This window comes from Massilia aquatica, assembly GCF_011682045.1.
GTDB classification, from domain to species: Bacteria; Pseudomonadota; Gammaproteobacteria; order Burkholderiales; family Burkholderiaceae_D; genus Telluria_A; species Telluria_A aquatica.
The window spans coordinates 12,620-29,345 of the sequence record NZ_VVIW01000037.1 but is presented as its reverse complement, the minus strand read 5'-3'; the positions used below and the strand labels follow the sequence as shown (position 1 = coordinate 29,345).

Sequence of the window (16,726 nt, the reverse complement as noted above, 5' to 3'; positions counted from 1 at the left end):
CGCTCAGTGCGTATAGACTTCGCGATACAAGGCATGCAGTTCGGCGGCGGCGTCCGGATCGCAGGTTTGCGCGTCGCTTGCGCAGCGCCCCTGGCCGTAGTCATGGCTGCACGGTACATGCAGCACCGTCGCGACCAGGGTGGCCGACATGACATGGGCGACGTATAGCCGCACCGCCGCCAGCTGCTGCGGCGACGGTGCCGGCCCGTCCGATACGATCACGAACAGCACCTTCAAGGACGGATTGAACATGCGGGCCGAATTAAGCCGCGCAATGAGCGGATAGCGCGAATCGAGATCGACATCCCCGACCTGCACCGGCACCAGCACGACGCGCGCGGCGATGAGCGCCGAACGGGCTTCCTGGGTTTCCACCTCGCCGGTATTGATCAGCAGGTCGCTGAAGCCGGCACTCAAGTTGTCAATCTCGCGCGCCAGCGAGCGCGCATCAAGCGTGCGGGTGGGCACGGAGGGACGCTGGCCCGCTGCGCTGCGCTCGCAACTCCAGCGATAGGCGCTGCGGCACGGATCGACATCGATCATGCAGATCGTGCGCCCGCTACGGGCCCGCAACACCGCCAGATTCGCCGCCAGCAGCGCCTTGAGGGCGTGTCCCTGGATACTTGCGATGGCGACGATCATGGCGCCGCTCCCGCCCGATGCGGCATGTCCTTGAAGCGGGCGCCGGGCAACTGGCGCGCAATGGTTTCGCTGAGCACGCTGGCACAGGACTGGCGCACGCACAGCCAGACTTCGATCCGGGCGCCGCCGGCGCAGATGGCGATGCGCATGAATTCCAGCGCCTCGCCGCACACCCGCATCGCCAGCTGACGCAAGGTCGTGACCGATCCGGCATCGACCGACATACGGATGGTGCAGATGCGCATGGCGGCCGCCGATCGGACAGGGATGCGCCGGGATGAGGGATACAGGGTTGCAAACGAGTTCATGGTGCCTCCGCCAGTGGTAGGTGATTGACTGCGACCAGCGTATCAAGCAAGCCGTAAAGATGTTCTAAAAAGTTCCCCGCCGCCTGTAAACGCAGCGTAAAAACCCACTGGCGCCCGCCACGCCGGGGCGCTGTTTACGGGTTGTTTACGCTTTGACCTGTGTTCTTGACGCCGTTTTTATATGGCGCTGTGTACGATTGCCGCTGCCAACAAGCAAACCACAAGGAAGAGGCAGAGATGAGTGCTGTAATTGATCAGCGGGACGCGCAACGCGACGGGGCGCCCTTGCCGCGCAGCGTCGCAGCGGGCCGGATCCGCCAGGCGGGTCCGGAAGACATCAGGACCTTGCTGGACATCGAAGAGGCCAGTTTCGAGTCCGACCGGCTCAGCCGCCGCAGCTTTCGCCATTTGCTTACCGAAGGCAACTCCGTGACCCTGATCGATGAAGCCGATGGACAGGCGCGCGGCTATATCACCCTGTTGTTCCGGGCCGACGTGTCGCTGGCGCGCGTGTATTCGATCGCCACCGCGCCCGGCTGGCTGGGCCAGGGTGTCGCTTCGGCACTGCTGCGCGCCGCCGAAGAACTGGCACTGGCGCACAACTGCGTGGCCATGCGCCTGGAGATCCGCAAGGATAACCTGGCGTCGCAGCGGCTCTTTCTTGGCCACGGGTATGCCGTGTTCGGCGAGCATGGCGCCTACTACGAGGACGGCATGGACGCGCTGCGCTTCGAAAAATCGCTCACCGCGCGGCTGCGCCCCGAGCTGGCCCGGACCGTCTATTACCGCCAGACCCTGAGATTTACCTGCGGCGCGTCGTGCCTGATGATGGCCATGAAAGCGTTCGACCATGCCCTGGTGCTCGAGCGTACGCTGGAACTGCAGATCTGGCGCGAAGCGACCACGATTTTCATGACGGCCGGCCACGGCGGCTGCGGGCCCTACGGACTGGCCCTGGCGGCGCACAGGCGCGGCTATCCGACCGAGATCTACGTCAATGGCGATGGCGTGCTGTTCCGCGAGTCGGTGCGCAGCGAAGAAAAGCGCGACGTCATCACCCTGGTGCATGACGATTTCGTGCGCCAGGCGCGCGAGGCCGGCATCGCGGTCCACCACCGGGTTGCCGGCACGGCCGAACTGACCCGCTGCTATCTCGATGGCGGCATCGCGCTGGTACTGATCTCGACCTACAGGCTCACGCGCGAGCGTGCGCCGCACTGGGTGGTGCTCACCGGATGCGATGAGCGCTACTTTTTCATCCACGATCCCGACAACGCCAGCGGACGGGCGGCGGACGAGCGCATCAACATGGCGATCCTGAAGAAAGACTTCGAGCGCATGGCGCGCTATGGCCGCAACGCCACCAAGGCGGTGGTGGTGATCTATCCCCCTTCCACTTTTCCCACGCCCGGCCGCGCGGCCGCTCAACCCACCTTCTGACCCATCATGGACCCCATGCGCACCAAGTTATCCCGCCCTACGATTGCCCGGTTTGCCGCTGGCGCCGACGACGACCCCAAGGAACCTCCCGCCACCGCGCGCGTTGCCACGCTGCGCGCACGCGGCACGGCGTCGCGCCTGATCATCGTGGTCGAGCAGCTCAAGGACTGGCCCGATACGGCCACCCCGTACACCATCGTCACTGCGGCCCAGTTCCTGGGCTCGGCGGACCAGGGCGGCGCGCCGGGAAGCACCGTCATCAACCTGTGCCGAAGCTACAAATATTTGTCGGTCGGTTACTACTGCTCGCTGCTGGCCGAGGCGCGCGGCCAGGCGGTGCTGCCGTCGGTGAAAACCATCAACGACTTGTCGCGCAAAGCGATCTACGGCCTTGATACAGACGAGCTGGACTATGCATTGAACCAGTCGCTCGAGGACGCGGGCGCGCGTCCGATGCCCGTCGAATTTTCCATGGATATCTATTTCGGCACCACCGAATACACCCCGCTTGCCGCCCTGGCGCGCCAGATCTTCGAAACCTTCCCGACCCCCCTGATGCGGGTCGAGTTCGAACGCGGCGAGGACTGGAAGATTGGCGCCATCCGGGTGCACAATGTGAGCACCCTCAGCGACGCCCAGCTCACCTGCGGGCGCGCCGCCCTGCGCGCCATCGAGCGTGCACCGATGCCGGCCCCGGCTCCGGTCAAACCGTACCGCTACCATATCGCCATTTTGCGCGATCCGGACGAAGAGCTGCCGCCGAGCAACGAAGCAGCGCTGGAGCGCTTTGTCGACGTGGGCCGCGAACTGGCCATGGATGTCACCCTGATCGAGAAAAAGGATTTTTCGCGGCTGGCCGAATTCGATGCCCTGTTCATCCGGGAAACCACCGCCATCAATCACCACACCTATCTGTTTGCAAAAAAGGCGGAAAGCGAGGGGATGGTGGTGATCGACGACCCGATGTCGATCCTGCGCTGCACCAACAAGGTGTATCTGGCGGACCTGATGCGCCTGAACAAAATACCGACTCCGCACACCTATGCGCTGCAACGCGCGGACATTGCCGACATCGGCGCCATCGAACGTGAAATCGGTTACCCGATGGTCATGAAAATTCCGGACGGCGCCTTTTCCCGCGGCGTGACCAAGGTGGCCAACGCCGGACAATTCCAGGAAACCGCCCAGGCCCTGCTGGCGCAGTCGGCATTAATCCTGGTGCAGGAATACATGTACACCGATTTCGACTGGCGCATCGGCGTGTTGAACCGGAAGGCGATTTTCGCGAGCAAGTACTTCATGTCCAAGAATCACTGGCAGATCGCCAAGCGCGATGCCGGCGGCCAGGCCAAGTTTGGCGCCGCGCGCGCAGTGGCGCTGGACGACGTCCCGCCCGACCTGCTGGCATACGCGGTCGCCGCGGCCAATCTGATCGGCGACGGGCTGTACGGGGTGGACATGAAAATGACGGCGCGCGGTCCCGTGGTCATCGAAGTCAACGACAACCCGAATATCGATGCCGGCAATGAAGACGCCGTACTGGGCGACGACATGTACCGCATCGTGCTGCATGACCTGGTGCGCCGGCTCGATATGGCCCACGGCCTGACGCGCGTGCAGACCGGATCCGCTGCATGAACGAGGGCTTGGCAAGGGTAAATTGTTCGGTATACCGGCACGGCGTCAAGCGCGGCGAGATCACGATCGACGAGATCGGTACGGCGCTGGAACAGCAGGAGACGTTTGTCTGGCTCGGCCTGGTTGAACCGGATCATGAACTGATGGAGCGGGTACAGGAAGAATTCGACTTGCACGAACTGGCGGTCGAGGATGCCCAGAAGGCCCACCAGCGCCCCAAGATCGAGGAATACGGCGAGACCTTGTTCGTGGTCTTGCACACGGTGACGCTGGCGGGACAAACGATTCACTTCGGCGAAACCCATGTCTTTGTCGGGCGTCGCTTCGTCATCACCGTCAGGCATGGGAAATCGAACGGGTACGGCAGCGTGCGCGAAAAAACCGAAAACACCCCGGCCAGGCTGGCCACCGGACCGGGCTACGTCCTGTACTCGATCGTCGACTTCATTGTCGACCATTACCAGCCCTGCATGGATACGCTCCAGTACCGCTTCCGGCAGGTGGAAAAGGACTTGTTCCAGCCCAATCCTCCGGCCGGTAACCTGGAAGAGTTTTACAATCTGAAGAACGAACTGCTGTCCTTGCAGGCGGCCGCCGGGCCGCTGACCGACGTGTGTACGCAGTTGCTGCGCTTTCACGGGGACATTATTCCGAAAGAAAACCGGATCTACTACCGCGACATTCTCGACCACGTCGCGCGTGTAACGGAGTCGGCGGACCGGGTAAGGGAGATGATCGATGCCGCCATGCAGGTAGCGCTGGCCCAGGTAACGATCCGGCAGAACGAGGTGGTCAAGCGCCTCGCTGGCTGGGGCGCCATTCTCGCCGTTCCGACCATGGTATTCAGTTTGTACGGGATGAATTTTGACGTCATGCCCGAATTGAAATGGCGTTGGAGCTACCCTTGCGTCATGCTTGGTATCTTTCTGGTGAGCGTTTTTCTGCACCGTCGGCTCAAGCGAGTGGGATGGCTTTGAGCACCCGCGGCGCGGCGCTGCGAAAGCACGCGGTCAGGCTTCGCAGAACCGCTATGCGCGCCAAAAACAACAATAAAACGCGGCGGCCGGCTCGCATTTCATATCGGTTGCGGCTGGCCGGAAGGCGCGCGCAAGCGTCGCTGAAACGCGCCCCACGACTCGCATTCCAGCGCGCGCATCGTCGCCATGAACAGCCTGGTCAGGCACGCAAAACCGTCGAACTGCGTATAATTGCCGTGCCGGAATCACCGGTAGTTAGCACGTCTTCAGGGCGGGGTGCAATTCCCCACCGGCGGTAAAACCGGTTCATCACACGATGGGCCGGATCAGCCCGCGAGCGCCTGTTCGGTCGCATTTTCAAAGAACAGGGTCAGCAGATCTGGTGTGATTCCAGGGCCGACGGTCATAGTCCGGATGAAAGACGATGTGCCATGCTTGGTATGCGCAGCGCGTTCCTTGAACGCGCCTGCGCCGCTTGCGTCTGGCTATTCCAATCCCCTGTAACGTCTTTTGCAATCTTCATATGCGGAGCGTTTCTCATGTTTTTACCTGCTGAATTAAACCCACCTTATGTACCCGAGGGCCTGGCGCCGTTTCCGGAGCGGCTGGCGCGCGCGCTGGCCGATTTGCGCGCGGGCCGCCCCGTGCTGCTGATGGACGATTTCCATCGCGAGAATGAAGCCGACCTGATCGTCGCGGCGGAAAAAATCTCGACCGAGAGCATGGCCCGCCTGATCCGCGACTGCAGCGGCATCGTCTGCCTGTGCCTGACCGACGAGCGCCTGCGGCAGCTGGAACTGCCGGCCATGGTCGAGAACAACGGCAGCCGCCACGGCACCGCCTTCACCGTCACGATCGAGGCCCGCCACGGCGTCACCACCGGCGTGTCGGCGGCCGACCGCGTCACCACGATCAAAGCCGCCATCGCCGACCACGCGCGCCCGGACGACCTGGCGCGCCCGGGCCATGTGTTCCCGCTGCGGGCGGCGGCGGGCGGCGTGCTGCAGCGGCGCGGCCATACCGAAGGCTCGGTCGACCTGATGCGCCTGGCCGGCCTGAAACCGGCAGCCGTGCTGTGCGAACTGATGAACGCCGACGGCAGCATGGCCAAGGGCGCACAGATCGAACTGTACGCGGCGTCGCACGACCTGGTGCAGCTGACGATCGATGAGCTGGCCGTACACATCGGTAACATGGCCACGCCGGCCTGATCCGTTCCCCCCCCGGGGCGCGGCCGGCCGCGCCCTGGCGGGCCGGGCGGCAGCCCTGTCAATTTGGCGCCCCCGGCATTCAGGACGCCGGCGCCGGCGCCAGCAGGCGCATGGCGACCAGCGCGGCCAGCCCGACGCAGGCGGCGCCGGCCAGGTAGACCGCGCTGATGCCGGCCACGTTGGCCAGCGCGCCGGCCAGCGGGCCGGTGATGGCCAGCGAAATGTCGAGGAAGGCCACGTACGCACCCATCGCCGCGCCGCGGCTCTGGGGCGGGGTGCGCCTGACCGCCTCGACGCCGAAGCCGGGAAAGGCCAGCGAATAGCCGAAACCGGTCAGGGCCGCGCCCAGGCAGGCCAGCAGCGGGGTTTCGGCGCGCCAGATGAAGGCCTGGCCGAGCACTTCGATCAGCACGCATACCAGGGCGACCTTGGCGCCGCCGATCTTGTCCGGCAGGTGGCCGAACAGCAGGCGGGCCCCGATGAACCCGACGCCGAACGCGGTGAAGGCCAGCGCCGGGCTGCCCCATTGCCTGGTCGCGAACAAGAGCGACACGAAGGCCGTGATCACGCCGAAGCCGACGCTCGACAGCGCCAGTCCGGCGCCGGGCAGCCAGACCATGCCGAGCACCTTGTAGAACGGAACGCGGCGCAGCTTGCCGGGCGCGATGGCGTCCACCTTGAACAGCATGATCATGGCCAGCAGCGGCGCAATCATGCCGGCCGCGGCGATGCCGCTGAAGCCACAGGCCTTGTAGATCGCCATGCCGGCCGGCGCGCCGGCGGCGTAGGCGCCGTACATGGCGATGCCGACCCAGGCCATGACCTTGCCGGCGCGCTGGGGGCCGACCAGGCCGACGCCCCAGCTCAGGGCGCCGGTGACGATCAGGCTTTCGGCGCAGCCGAGCAGGACACGCCCGACGATCAGCACGGCGACCGATAACTGCGGCTGGTCCACCCAATACAGCGAGAGGAAATAGACCAGGGCGGAGGCGATGCCGATCCCGAAACCGGTCATCACCGCGCATTTCGAACCGCGCGTATCGGACAGGGCGCCGGCCCACGCGCGCGTGAGCAGCGCGGCCGCGAATTGGGCGCCGGCGACCATGCCGACCATCAGGGTGCTCATGCCGAGCTGGCCGTGCACGTGCAGGGGCAGCACGGGCAGGGCGATGCCGATCGTCATGAAGCTGACAAACACGGCCAGTACGATCGGCGCTAGTTGTTGCAGGACGCTTTGCTGGCCCGCGCCGGTGATTGCCGGGGGAGAGCTTGCTGTTGGCTTGTGGGAAGTCATGTATATTTTTTCATCGGGCGTTTATTACCAGGTTGAAATGTCCAGTTATTCATCATCGAGGCGATTTACCCATATCGGGTAGCGGCTTCTCGTTTCTCCGCTTTTATTGCATGGATAAAAGCGTTTTAAATAAAGGCGAGTATTTGCTCGCAATTGGAACAAATTATAAAATCCGTGGCTCATGCTGAAAACTCGCATTAGACATCGCTCATGCCAGCGATTCCCCGCCCAAGGAAAGAGCCGCGCCAGGCGCGCTCCAAACACACCGTGGAGACGATACTCGAGGCGACGGCTCGCGTTTTCGCCGAACATGGCTATGCCGGCACCAACACCAACCTGATCGCCGACAAGGCCGGCCTGGAATTCCCCTTCTTCGACGCGCCCCGGTCGGAGAGCGAGCCCGACCGGGGCATCTTCCAGCGCGTGCGCACGCTGCTCGATGACTGGCGCGCCGCGATCACCCCGCAAGACCTGGACCTGGCGACCTGGGTCATGCTTCACATCATCGAGTCGATGGTGCACGCGGCCGTGATCGATCCGCCCCGCTTCGCCATCAACGCGATCGAAAGCGCGATCGTCGACGCGGTGATGGGCTATCTGACGCTGGGCAAGCCATGCGCGGCTGGCCGCCCAGCAGCAGCGCGATCTGCGCCAGTCCATCGCACTGCGCCGGCAACACCACAATCCGGGCGCGCTGACGCAGCGCCTCGCTCAACATGGTCCGGTCTTCCACGGCGCTGTCGATGAAGACGATATGTTTCTTTTGGAAAATTTCATGAGCCCGTGGTCATGATTGTTGAATAAAATTCTATTCAGCAATCATGAGCAAGGCACTGGTGAATGAGGTGGCAATACAGAAATTGCCATCATGCAATATATATTTCTACACAATACGCCGGCGCCGGTGGCCCAGGGCCAGCACCCCGAGCCCCAGCGCCAGCATGGCGCAGGTGGCCGGCTCGGGCACCGGCGAGATGGTGAACAGGGTGTCCCCGGTCCAGCGCAAGGTATACGACGCCGCGTTGCCCATCCAGTAGGAGTACTCCTTGACCTCGACCCCGCTGAGCGCCTCGCCGCCCGCCACGCCAGCCTCGTTCCAGGGATCGGTGCTCCAGGCGCTGTTGAAACTGAGCGCCGCGCCCGGGGTATAGGAAAAGTCGAACAGCCCGCACAGGAACACTTCCGGGCCGCAGCCGCCGACATATTGCTGGCCGTTGAGCACGAACGACGACACCTCGCTGCGTTCCAGGACCCCATTGCCGTTCAAGTCTTCGGTTTCAAAATAGCCGTCTATGTGCGCATTCGGCAGGAATTGCCCCGCTTCTTCGTGGAAGAAACCGGTATAGGTAAACTGGCTGAGGGTTGAGCCAGCCTGGGCACTGCCCGCCAGCAAGGCGGCGGCAATCAGTAACGATGGTTTGAGCATGGTGGTCTCCTGATAGAACCATCAGCTTAACAAAAAAACATGAGAAGAATGTCGCGTAAACGCCGCATGCCGGTAAAACAGGGCCGCCCTCATGCGCGCAGCGGCGCGGCCTGGCGCACCGGCAGCACCACGCGCACCATGGCGCCGCGCCCCTCGCCCGAGCTGGCCGCAATGCTGCCCTGGTGTGCCTGGACGATGCCGTACACCTGCGACAAGCCCAGTCCCATGCCCTGGCCGATGCGCTTGGTGGTAAAGAAGGGGTCGAAAATGAGCGGCAGGTGCTGCGCCCCGATGCCGCAGCCGCTGTCCTCGACTTCGATCCAGACCTGGCCGTCCGCGCTGCCGGCGCGGATGGCCAGCGTGCCGGCGACCGCGCCGATCGCATCGAGCGCATTGCTCAACAGGCTCATGAACACCTGGTTGAGCTGCGCCGGACGGCAGTCAATGTCGGGCAGCACCCCGTAGCTGCGCTCGACGGCGATGGCCTGGCCGATGCGCGCCCCCAGCACCGTCAAGGTCGCCTCCAGGCAGACGCGCACATCGGCGCGCGTCCATTCCTGCCCCGTCTCCTCGGGAGAAAAGTCGCGCAAGCCTTTGACGATCCGGGCCACCCGCGCCAGCCCGGCGCGCGACTCGGCCATCAGGGCCGGCAAGTCGTCTTTCATGTAGCCCAGTTCGGCGCCATCGGCGGCGCCGGGAGCGCCCTCGGAGCGCGCCAGCAGGGCGCCCACATAGCGCTCGAGCGTTTGCAGGTTCGAGCTCAGGAAGCCAAGCGGATTATTGATCTCGTGCGCCACCCCGGCGGCCAGGCGGCCGATGCTGGCCAGCTTTTCGGCTTGCGCCAGGCGTCCTTCGAGCTGCGCGCGGGCGGCCACTTCGCGGTCGAGCGCCGCCGTGCGCTCGCGCACCGCCTCGTCGAGCCGCCGCAACTCGCACGCCGCCGCCTGCGTGGCCGACCACTTTGCCGTCAGCATGGCCGCCAGCTGCACCACTTCGATGGCGTCGAACGGCTTTTTCAGGATCAGCAGGCGGTCGCGCACGTCCAGCCGCGCCAGCAGGGTGTCCCACGCGTGGTCGGAATACGCGGTGCACAGGACCACCTGCAGTTGCGGGTCGTGCTGCCACAGGCGCGCAATGGTCTCGGCGCCGTCGATTCCGGGCGGCATGCGCATGTCGACGAAGGCCAGCCCATACGGCAGGCCGTCGGCGCAGGCGCGCCGCGCCAGCGCCACCCCTTCCTCGCCCTGGTAGGCCGAATCGAGCACGAAGCCGGCCGCCGGCATGCTGCTGCTGCCGAACAGCTGCGCTTCCATGGCGTCCAGCTCGGACAGGACCGGGCGCGCCGCCAGGATCTTGCGGAAATCCTCATGGATCGAGGGCATGTCGTCGATCAACAGGATGCGGCGATTCGCGTAACTCATGTACTGGCCTCCTCGGGCAGGGCCTGGCCGTCGGTCGGCAGGACCAGGGTGAACGTGGCGCCGCAGCCCGGGCCGGCGCTATGAACGCTTAAACGGCCGCCCATCTCGCGCGCGGCCAGAGCGCAGCTGTGCAGGCCGAAGCCATGGCCGTCCTTGCGTGTGGTAAATCCATGGGCGAAGATGCGCGTCAGGTCGGCCGCCGCGATGCCCGTGCCGTGGTCGGCCACCTCGATGCGCAGGGCGCGCGCACCGGCCGCGCCCAGGCGCACGGCGATGGCGACGCGGCCGGGTTGCGGCGGCGGCGGCGGCGCCGCCATCGCCTGGCGCGCGTTGCTGAGCAGGTTCAGCAGGATCTGCAAGACCCGGTGCCGGTCCAGCAAGGCGGCCGGCAGCTCCTCGAAGTCGGTGTCCAGCGCCACCTGCGCGTGCGCCAGCGCGGCGGCGCTCATGCCGATCGCCTCGCCGATCAGCTCGGCCGGGCGGCACAGTTCGACCAGGCAGGACGCCCCGGCATACGATTGCTGGGTGGCGACGATTTCCTTGACGTGCTCGAGCCAGCGCACCATGCTGCCGAGCTCCTCCAGCAAGGTACGGCGCTCGGCCCCGATGGCGCCGGCCAGGCTGGCCAGATAGGCCGGCAGGCAGCGCCCCCGGGCATCGTGCTCGAGAAACGCGCCCAGCCCCGCGCCCTGGGCCTGGATCAGGGCCACCGCCTGGTCCAGGCCGGCGCCGCGCGAATGGCGCAATTGCTGGCTGACCAGGCCGGCCGACACGCACACGCTGTTGAGCACATTGCCGACATTGTGCAGCACATTGGTCGCCACCTCGGCCATGCCGGCCTTGCGCGCCGCCTCGATCAGGCGCTGCTGCGCCTCGGCCAGTTCGGCCGTGCGCAGCTTGACGCGCGATTCGAGATGGTCGTTGGCATGCTGGAGTGCCTCGTTGCCGCGCCGTATGGTTGCGTGGCTGAGCACCAGGCGCAGGGTTGCGTACAGCAGCAGCGCCACCAGGGCGGCGGCGAACAGCAGCAGGTAGAAGCGGTACTGCTGCAGTTGCTGCACCGCGCGCGCCTGGCCGGCGCCGACGGCCGCGCCGATGGCGTCGACCCGTTGCGCGGTCGGGGCGCGCACGATGCGCTCGAGCAGCGCGCCGACCAGCGCGTGTTCGCGCAAGACGGTGCGCACATGCATGGCGAACAGGTCGATGCTGTGGGCGCTGTCCGGCGCCAGCCGGGGGCGCATGCGCGCCAGGCGCAGCAGCGCTTCCTCGATGGCGGCGGCCGGCGCCGCGCTGCCGCCCTGCTGGTGGATCAGGGTCGCCAGCAGGATCTCGAACGCCAGCGCGGCGGCGCGCCGCTGGCGGGCGCCGCCGCTGCCGATGTCGCGCGCCGCTTGCGGCAGGAAAGCCACCGAATTGTGCAGCACCGCATTGTGCGACTTGAAGGACTCGACCAGGCCGATCTTGGCCTGCAGCGCGCGCTGGTAGGCGGCGATGCTGGCGGCGCGCTGCGCCGCGCCCATCTCGGGCCGCGCCGCCAGCATGCGCAACTGCTGCGGCAGGGCGCGCAGCGCAGGCACCGGGTCGACCAGCGGGTCGTAGGTCTGGTTCAGGCCAATCCGCGATTTCATGGCGCTCAGCTCCCAGTGGGCGTCGAGCTGCTTGATCTGGCTCAGCAGGGACAGGTCGCCGGCATACGCCGCCAGGTCGACGCTGCGCGTCTTGAACTGGAAGAACAGCAGCGCCGCGGCCAGCACCAGCGCCACGCCGGCCAGCGGCGCCCAGGCCAGGCGCGCACGGCGCGCCGCGCTCATGGCGCCGTCCCCGGCTTGCCGCTCAGGGTGCGCAGGAACAGGATGATGGCGGCCTTGTCTTCCTTCGAGCCGCGCCGTCCCAGCTGGTAGGTGAACATGGCGTCGACCGCCGCGTCCAGGGTGGCCGCCGAGGCGTCGTGGAAATATGGCGCGGTGTCGGCCACGTTGCGCAGGCTCGGCACCTTGAATACCTGGCGGTCCTCGGCCAGGCCGGTCACGCCGAAGCGCCCCGGCGCGCCCGCACCCGCGCCCGGCGGCAGCGCACCCATCACGCCGAATTTCTGGAACATGTTGCCGCCCACATTCACGCCCTGGTGGCAGGCGACGCAGCCATACTGCTTGAACTTGGCGTAGCCGGCCTTTTCGGCGCTGCTGATGGCGCGCGCGTCGCCGCGCAGATAGCGGTCGAAGCGCGAGGCGGGCGTGATCAGGGTGCGTTCGAAGCTGGCCAGGGCATCGACGATGGTGGCCTGGCTCACGCCGGCGCGGTAGGCGGCGCCGAACGCGCGCCGGTAGGCCGGGTCGGCGCCGATGCGCGCCACCACCTCCGGCCAGTGTCCGCCCATCTCGACCGGATCGGCCACCACGATCTCGATCTGGCGTTCCAGGGTATCGGCGCGCCCGTCCCAGAACTGCTTGAAATTGAAGGCGGCATTGAACACGGTCGGGGTGTTGAGGGCGGTCAGGCGTCCCTTGATGCCGGCCGAGCGCGCGCGCGTGTCGGCGCCGTTGCGCGCCAGGTCGTGGCAGCTGGCGCAGGACAGCTGGCGATTGCCCGACAGGCGCGTATCGGCGAACAGGCGCTGGCCGATGGCCGCGCGCGCCGGGTCCTGGTGCAGCGACAGCGGCAAGGGCTTGATCGGCTCCTCGCCCAGCGCCGGGCCGGCCGCGGCGCGCGCCGCCGGCGCCAGCGCGGCCGCCGCGAACAGGGCGACGGCGCGCAGCGACCAAGGGCCCAGCGAAGGGAGGCGAACCAGGGGCGCGCCCATCTCAGTACGCAGGGCCGGCTGGCACGCCCGCCACGCGCAGCGGCAGCAGCACGCGGAAGGTGCTGCCCTGGCCCGGGCTGGTCTCGACCTCGATCCGGCCGCGGTGCTCCTGCACGATGTCGCGCGCCAGCGCCAGGCCCAGGCCGGTGCCGACGCCGGCCGGCTTGGTGGTGAAAAAGGGCTCGAAAATGCGCGGCAGGTGTTCCGCCGCGATGCCGGCCCCGGTATCGCTCACCGACAGCCAGGCGCGCTCGCCCTGCACGCCGGTGCGCACGGTCAGGGTGCCGCGCCGGGCGCCCATGGCGTGGGTGGCATTGATGACCAGGTTCATCACCACCTGGTTCATCTGTTCCGGCGAGCAGTACACCGGGGGCAGTGCGCCGAACTCGCGCACCACGTCGGCGCGCTGGCGCACCAGGGTGGCGGCCACGGCCAGGGTGGCATCGATGCCGTGGTGCAAGTCGACCCAGCGCCAGCCGGCGCCGCCGTCGCTGCGCGCGAAGTCTTGCATGTTGCGCAAGATGGCGCGCACCCGCCCCAGGCCGCCGCAGGTTTCCTCCATCAGCGCCGGCAAGTCATGGCGCAGGCCGGCCAGCGTCGCTTCGCGGCGCAGCATCGCCAGGCGCGTGTCGTGCTCGGCGCCGCAGGGCCCGTATGGGTTGTGCCCGCGCTGCTGCACGATCTCCAGCAGCGCCTCGACATAGCCCTGCATGACGATGAAGTTGGAGAACACGCAGCCAAGCGGATTGCCGATCTCGTGCGCCGCGCTGGCGCTCAGATGGCCGACCGTGGCCAGCTTGTCGACCTGGCGCAGCTGTGCGCGCACCTCGGCCAGTTCGCAGCGCAAGGCCGCCACTTCCTCGTTGGGGCGCAACGGCGCGGGCGTGCCCGCGTCCTGCGCGCGGCCGGCTTCGCGCGGCGGCGCGCTGTCATGAAACATGGCGAACATGGTGCTCTCCTGAATGAGGGGGGAAGGCCGGCGGCGCGGCGGGCATGCCGTCGGCCAGTCCGTGCAGTTGCCAGTAGTGGCGGAATGCGCAACGGATGTGCTCGCGCAGGGTGTCGTTATCCCAGGGCTTGAGGTAGAAGCGGTACAAGGCGCCCTGGTTGATGGCGCCCAGGATGGAGTCGAGCTCGGTATGCCCGGACAGGATGATGCGCAGGCTGTCCGGGTAGATATCCTTGACGATGTCGAAAAATTCGGTGCCGCTCATGCCATCCATGCGCTGGTCGCACAGGATCACCTGCACCGTATTGACGGCCAGCAGTTCGAGCGCCTCGGCGGCGCTGCTGGCGCTCAGGATGCGGTAGCCGTCCGGGCGCAGCAGGCGCACCAGCGCCGACAGCACGCAGGTCTCGTCGTCCACCAGCAGCAGGGTCGGCCCGGTGGCGGGCGCGGCCGCCGGCAGCGCCAGGCCGCTGCCCTCGTCGAGCAGGCGGGCGAAGCCGTCGGCACTGAGCGGACGGCTGAACAGGTAGCCCTGGATCTGGTCGCAGCGGCGCCGCCCCAGATGGTTCAGCTGGCTGTCGGTTTCCACCCCTTCGGCGATGACTTCCAGGCCGAGGCCATGGCCCAGGGCGATGATGGCGTCGACCAGGGCGGCGTCGCTCGGGTTGCTGGTCACCTCGCGGATGAAAGCGATATCGATCTTCAGCGCGTCGACCGGAAAATGCTTCAGGTAGGCCAGGCTCGAATAGCCGGTGCCGAAGTCGTCGATCGCGATGCGCACGCCCATCGCGCGCAGGGCGACCAGGGTGCGCACGGTGGCGGCGGTGTCGCCCATCAGCGAGCTCTCGGTCACCTCCAGCGCCAGCAGGCCGGGCTCGACGCCGTGGCGCGCGAGGGCGGCCGCCACCACGGCCTCGACGGCGCCGCCGGCGAACTGGGCCCCCGCCACGTTGACCGCCACCGGCAGCGCGCCGTGGCTGCGCCGGCCCCACTCGGCCAGCTGGCGGCAGGCCTGGTCGATCACCCAGGTGCCCACCGGCACGATCAGGCCGGTTTCCTCGAGCAGCGCAATGAACTCGGACGGCGCCACCATGCCATGGCCGGGACGGTTCCAGCGCAGCAGCGCTTCGGCGCCGCGCACGCGGCCGCTGCTGATCTGCACTTTCGGCTGGTAGTACAGCTCGAACTGGCCTTGCTCGAGGGCCTGGCGCAAGGCGTTTTCAAGGGCGAAGCGGGCCTGGGTGCGCGCATTCATGGCGTCGGTGAAGAAGCAGCAGCCATCCTGGCCGTCCTGGGCGCCCTGATGCAGCGCCGTGCCGGCATCCTTGACCAGGGTGCTGGCGGGGTCGTCCGGGCCGGCCTGGCCCGGGCCGACCGCCACCCCGATGGCGGCCGCCAGGCCGGTGCTGCCGTGCGGCAGGTGGAACGGCTGGTCCAGCGCGGCGCGCACCCGCCGCACCGGCGCCAGCGCGTCGCGCGCCGTGGCCAGGCCGGTCAGCAGCAGGGCGAATTCATTGTTGCCGACGCGCGCGATCAGGCTGCCGGGCGGAGCGCATTGCGCCAGCCGCTGCGCGCACTGGCGCAGCACGGCGTCGCCAGCCACGTAGCCCAGGGTATCGTTGAGGCGCTTGAGGCCATCCAGGCCGACCAGCATCACCGCCGCCAGCGGCCCGCAGCCAGCCTGCAGGGCGCGTTCCAGCGAGCGGTCGAACAGGCTGCGGTTGGGCAGGCCGGTGAGCATATCGTAGCAGGCCAGGCGCTGGCCGCGTTCGCGCGCTTCGGCATACAGCAGGCGCACGTCGAGCAGGTTATGCACGCGCGTGAGCAGCTCGGGGTGATTGAAGGGCTTGCAGATGAAGTCGCGCGCGCCGGCCTGCAGCGCCGCCAGCTTGTAGTCGCTTTCGCAGGACAGCACCAGCACCGGCAGGTAGCCGTCGCCGTCGATCAGCTTCAGGCGCGCCAGCACTTCGAAGCCGCTCATCATCGGCATGTTGAGGTCGAGGATGATCAAGTCGTAATCGTGGGCCTGGTGCAGCGCACAGACCGCGCGCGCATCGCTGCAGGTGGTGACGCTGGTGTAGCCGGCGGCGCCCAGCAGGATCTCGAGCAGCTCGAGATTGGCGCGGTGGTCGTCCACCACCAGGATGCGCGCGCCGAGCAGTGCGCCGGCGGCGATCATGGCCGCGCTCCGGCCCGCGGCGCGGCGAGCCAGTCCGCGTGCGCCCGCCCGAGGGCGTCGAGCAGCACCTGCTCGGCCATCGGTTTGCTCAGATAGGTCGCGCCCGGATAGGCCAGCACGCGCGCCCGGGCCGCGGCCGAATGCTGGCCGGTCATCGCGATCACGCACAGCTGCGGGGCCAGTTGCGCCAGGCGCGCCTGCAACTGGTGGCCGTCGATGTCCGGCATGTGCAGGTCGAGGATGACGGCGCACGGCCACTGCTCGCGCATGGCCTCGAGCAGTGCGGCGCCGCCGGCGTAGGCGCGCGCCGCCAGCCCGGCCGAGTCGAGCAGGCGCAGCAGCGCGCAGCGAATGGTTTCTTCGTCGTCGACGATGGCAATCCAGGGGGTTGTGGTATCCATGCTTGCCACAGTAAGGCCAAAGCCGCGGCGCCGCTATGGG

At 67.1% G+C, this 16,726-nt stretch carries 15 protein-coding genes, 1 pseudogene and 1 riboswitch; of the genes and pseudogenes, 5 read left to right on the top strand and 11 right to left on the bottom strand.

Going from position 1 to position 16,726, the window contains the following annotated elements:
• Window positions 1-3 precede the first annotated feature (3 nt).
• Window positions 4-642 (bottom strand): ParA family partition ATPase, encoded by a 639-nt coding sequence (locus F1609_RS31865; RefSeq protein WP_167081599.1) that lies wholly within the window; start codon window positions 640-642, stop codon window positions 4-6.
• Window positions 639-950 (bottom strand): hypothetical protein, encoded by a 312-nt coding sequence (locus tag F1609_RS31860; RefSeq protein ID WP_167081597.1) that lies wholly within the window; start codon window positions 948-950, stop codon window positions 639-641. Before F1609_RS31860 ends, F1609_RS31865 begins: the two co-directional genes overlap by 4 nt.
• A gap of 237 nt (window positions 951-1,187) precedes the next feature.
• Between F1609_RS31860 and F1609_RS31855 the strand changes: the two genes are divergently transcribed.
• From F1609_RS31855 to ribB, 4 genes are all read left to right on the top strand, one after another.
• Entirely contained in the window at window positions 1,188-2,390 is a 1,203-nt protein-coding gene (locus tag F1609_RS31855; RefSeq protein ID WP_167081594.1) for a GNAT family N-acetyltransferase/peptidase C39 family protein, read from the top strand.
• 15 nt (window positions 2,391-2,405) lie between these two features.
• A complete protein-coding gene (locus tag F1609_RS31850; RefSeq protein WP_167081592.1) occupies window positions 2,406-4,028 on the top strand; it encodes a RimK family ATP-grasp domain-containing protein in 1,623 nt (540 codons plus the stop codon).
• Entirely contained in the window at window positions 4,025-5,005 is a 981-nt protein-coding gene (gene corA, locus F1609_RS31845; protein WP_167081590.1) for a magnesium/cobalt transporter CorA, read from the top strand. Before F1609_RS31850 ends, corA begins: the two co-directional genes overlap by 4 nt.
• Before the next feature lie 258 nt (window positions 5,006-5,263).
• A riboswitch (FMN riboswitch) is annotated at window positions 5,264-5,435 on the top strand.
• A gap of 109 nt (window positions 5,436-5,544) precedes the next feature.
• A complete protein-coding gene (gene ribB, locus F1609_RS31840) occupies window positions 5,545-6,216 on the top strand; it encodes a 3,4-dihydroxy-2-butanone-4-phosphate synthase (protein WP_167081588.1) in 672 nt (223 codons plus the stop codon).
• Window positions 6,217-6,295: 79 nt separating this feature from the next.
• Here the strand turns inward: ribB and F1609_RS31835 are convergent, their stop codons facing one another.
• Window positions 6,296-7,510, bottom strand: a complete 1,215-nt coding sequence (locus tag F1609_RS31835; RefSeq protein ID WP_167081586.1) for an arabinose transporter — start codon at window positions 7,508-7,510, stop codon at window positions 6,296-6,298.
• A 210-nt stretch (window positions 7,511-7,720) separates the two neighbouring features.
• Between F1609_RS31835 and F1609_RS31830 the strand changes: the two are divergent.
• Window positions 7,721-8,098 (top strand): annotated as a pseudogene (locus F1609_RS31830) (TetR family transcriptional regulator); the annotation flags it as partial.
• On the opposite strand, the gene F1609_RS35485 reads toward F1609_RS31830, so the two are convergent.
• The 8 genes from F1609_RS35485 to F1609_RS31795 all read right to left on the bottom strand — a co-directional run bounded on the left by F1609_RS35485 (window position 8,064) and on the right by F1609_RS31795 (window position 16,686).
• The gene (locus tag F1609_RS35485) at window positions 8,064-8,228 is read right to left on the bottom strand and encodes a hypothetical protein (RefSeq protein WP_370661697.1); all 165 of its coding nucleotides are present in this window, start codon (window positions 8,226-8,228) and stop codon (window positions 8,064-8,066) included. The pseudogene F1609_RS31830 and the gene F1609_RS35485 sit on opposite strands and share 35 nt — an antisense overlap.
• A 165-nt stretch (window positions 8,229-8,393) precedes the next feature.
• Window positions 8,394-8,936, bottom strand: coding sequence for a PEP-CTERM sorting domain-containing protein (locus tag F1609_RS31825; protein WP_167081582.1), 543 nt, complete (start codon window positions 8,934-8,936; stop codon window positions 8,394-8,396).
• A gap of 89 nt (window positions 8,937-9,025) precedes the next feature.
• On the bottom strand, window positions 9,026-10,357 hold the full coding sequence (locus F1609_RS31820) for an ATP-binding protein (RefSeq protein ID WP_167081580.1): 1,332 nt from the start codon (window positions 10,355-10,357) through the stop codon (window positions 9,026-9,028).
• On the bottom strand, window positions 10,354-12,168 hold the full coding sequence (locus F1609_RS31815) for a DAHL domain-containing protein (protein WP_229422173.1): 1,815 nt from the start codon (window positions 12,166-12,168) through the stop codon (window positions 10,354-10,356). Before F1609_RS31815 ends, F1609_RS31820 begins: the two co-directional genes overlap by 4 nt.
• Window positions 12,165-13,157, bottom strand: coding sequence for a cytochrome-c peroxidase (locus F1609_RS31810; protein WP_167081578.1), 993 nt, complete (start codon window positions 13,155-13,157; stop codon window positions 12,165-12,167). Before F1609_RS31810 ends, F1609_RS31815 begins: the two co-directional genes overlap by 4 nt.
• Window position 13,158: 1 nt before the next feature.
• On the bottom strand, window positions 13,159-14,106 hold the full coding sequence (locus tag F1609_RS31805) for a sensor histidine kinase (protein WP_167081576.1): 948 nt from the start codon (window positions 14,104-14,106) through the stop codon (window positions 13,159-13,161).
• On the bottom strand, window positions 14,087-16,285 hold the full coding sequence (locus tag F1609_RS31800; protein ID WP_167081574.1) for an EAL domain-containing protein: 2,199 nt from the start codon (window positions 16,283-16,285) through the stop codon (window positions 14,087-14,089). Before F1609_RS31800 ends, F1609_RS31805 begins: the two co-directional genes overlap by 20 nt.
• Window positions 16,282-16,686, bottom strand: coding sequence for a response regulator (locus F1609_RS31795; protein ID WP_167081572.1), 405 nt, complete (start codon window positions 16,684-16,686; stop codon window positions 16,282-16,284). Before F1609_RS31795 ends, F1609_RS31800 begins: the two co-directional genes overlap by 4 nt.
• Window positions 16,687-16,726 lie beyond the last annotated feature (40 nt).

Coding starts and splice junctions, on each gene's coding strand:
- F1609_RS31820 (WP_167081580.1), bottom strand. CDS start 10,357: ATGAGTTACGCGAATCGCCGCATCCTGTTGATCGACGACATGCCCTCG.
- F1609_RS31855 (WP_167081594.1), top strand. CDS start 1,188: ATGAGTGCTGTAATTGATCAGCGGGACGCGCAACGCGACGGGGCGCCC.
- F1609_RS31825 (WP_167081582.1), bottom strand. CDS start 8,936: ATGCTCAAACCATCGTTACTGATTGCCGCCGCCTTGCTGGCGGGCAGT.
- F1609_RS31805 (WP_167081576.1), bottom strand. CDS start 14,106: ATGTTCGCCATGTTTCATGACAGCGCGCCGCCGCGCGAAGCCGGCCGC.
- F1609_RS31800 (WP_167081574.1), bottom strand. CDS start 16,285: ATGATCGCCGCCGGCGCACTGCTCGGCGCGCGCATCCTGGTGGTGGAC.
- F1609_RS35485 (WP_370661697.1), bottom strand. CDS start 8,228: ATGTTGAGCGAGGCGCTGCGTCAGCGCGCCCGGATTGTGGTGTTGCCG.
- corA (WP_167081590.1), top strand. CDS start 4,025: ATGAACGAGGGCTTGGCAAGGGTAAATTGTTCGGTATACCGGCACGGC.
- F1609_RS31835 (WP_167081586.1), bottom strand. CDS start 7,510: ATGACTTCCCACAAGCCAACAGCAAGCTCTCCCCCGGCAATCACCGGC.
- F1609_RS31865 (WP_167081599.1), bottom strand. CDS start 642: ATGATCGTCGCCATCGCAAGTATCCAGGGACACGCCCTCAAGGCGCTG.
- ribB (WP_167081588.1), top strand. CDS start 5,545: ATGTTTTTACCTGCTGAATTAAACCCACCTTATGTACCCGAGGGCCTG.
- F1609_RS31860 (WP_167081597.1), bottom strand. CDS start 950: ATGAACTCGTTTGCAACCCTGTATCCCTCATCCCGGCGCATCCCTGTC.
- F1609_RS31810 (WP_167081578.1), bottom strand. CDS start 13,157: ATGGGCGCGCCCCTGGTTCGCCTCCCTTCGCTGGGCCCTTGGTCGCTG.
- F1609_RS31850 (WP_167081592.1), top strand. CDS start 2,406: ATGCGCACCAAGTTATCCCGCCCTACGATTGCCCGGTTTGCCGCTGGC.
- F1609_RS31815 (WP_229422173.1), bottom strand. CDS start 12,168: ATGAGCGCGGCGCGCCGTGCGCGCCTGGCCTGGGCGCCGCTGGCCGGC.
- F1609_RS31795 (WP_167081572.1), bottom strand. CDS start 16,686: ATGGATACCACAACCCCCTGGATTGCCATCGTCGACGACGAAGAAACC.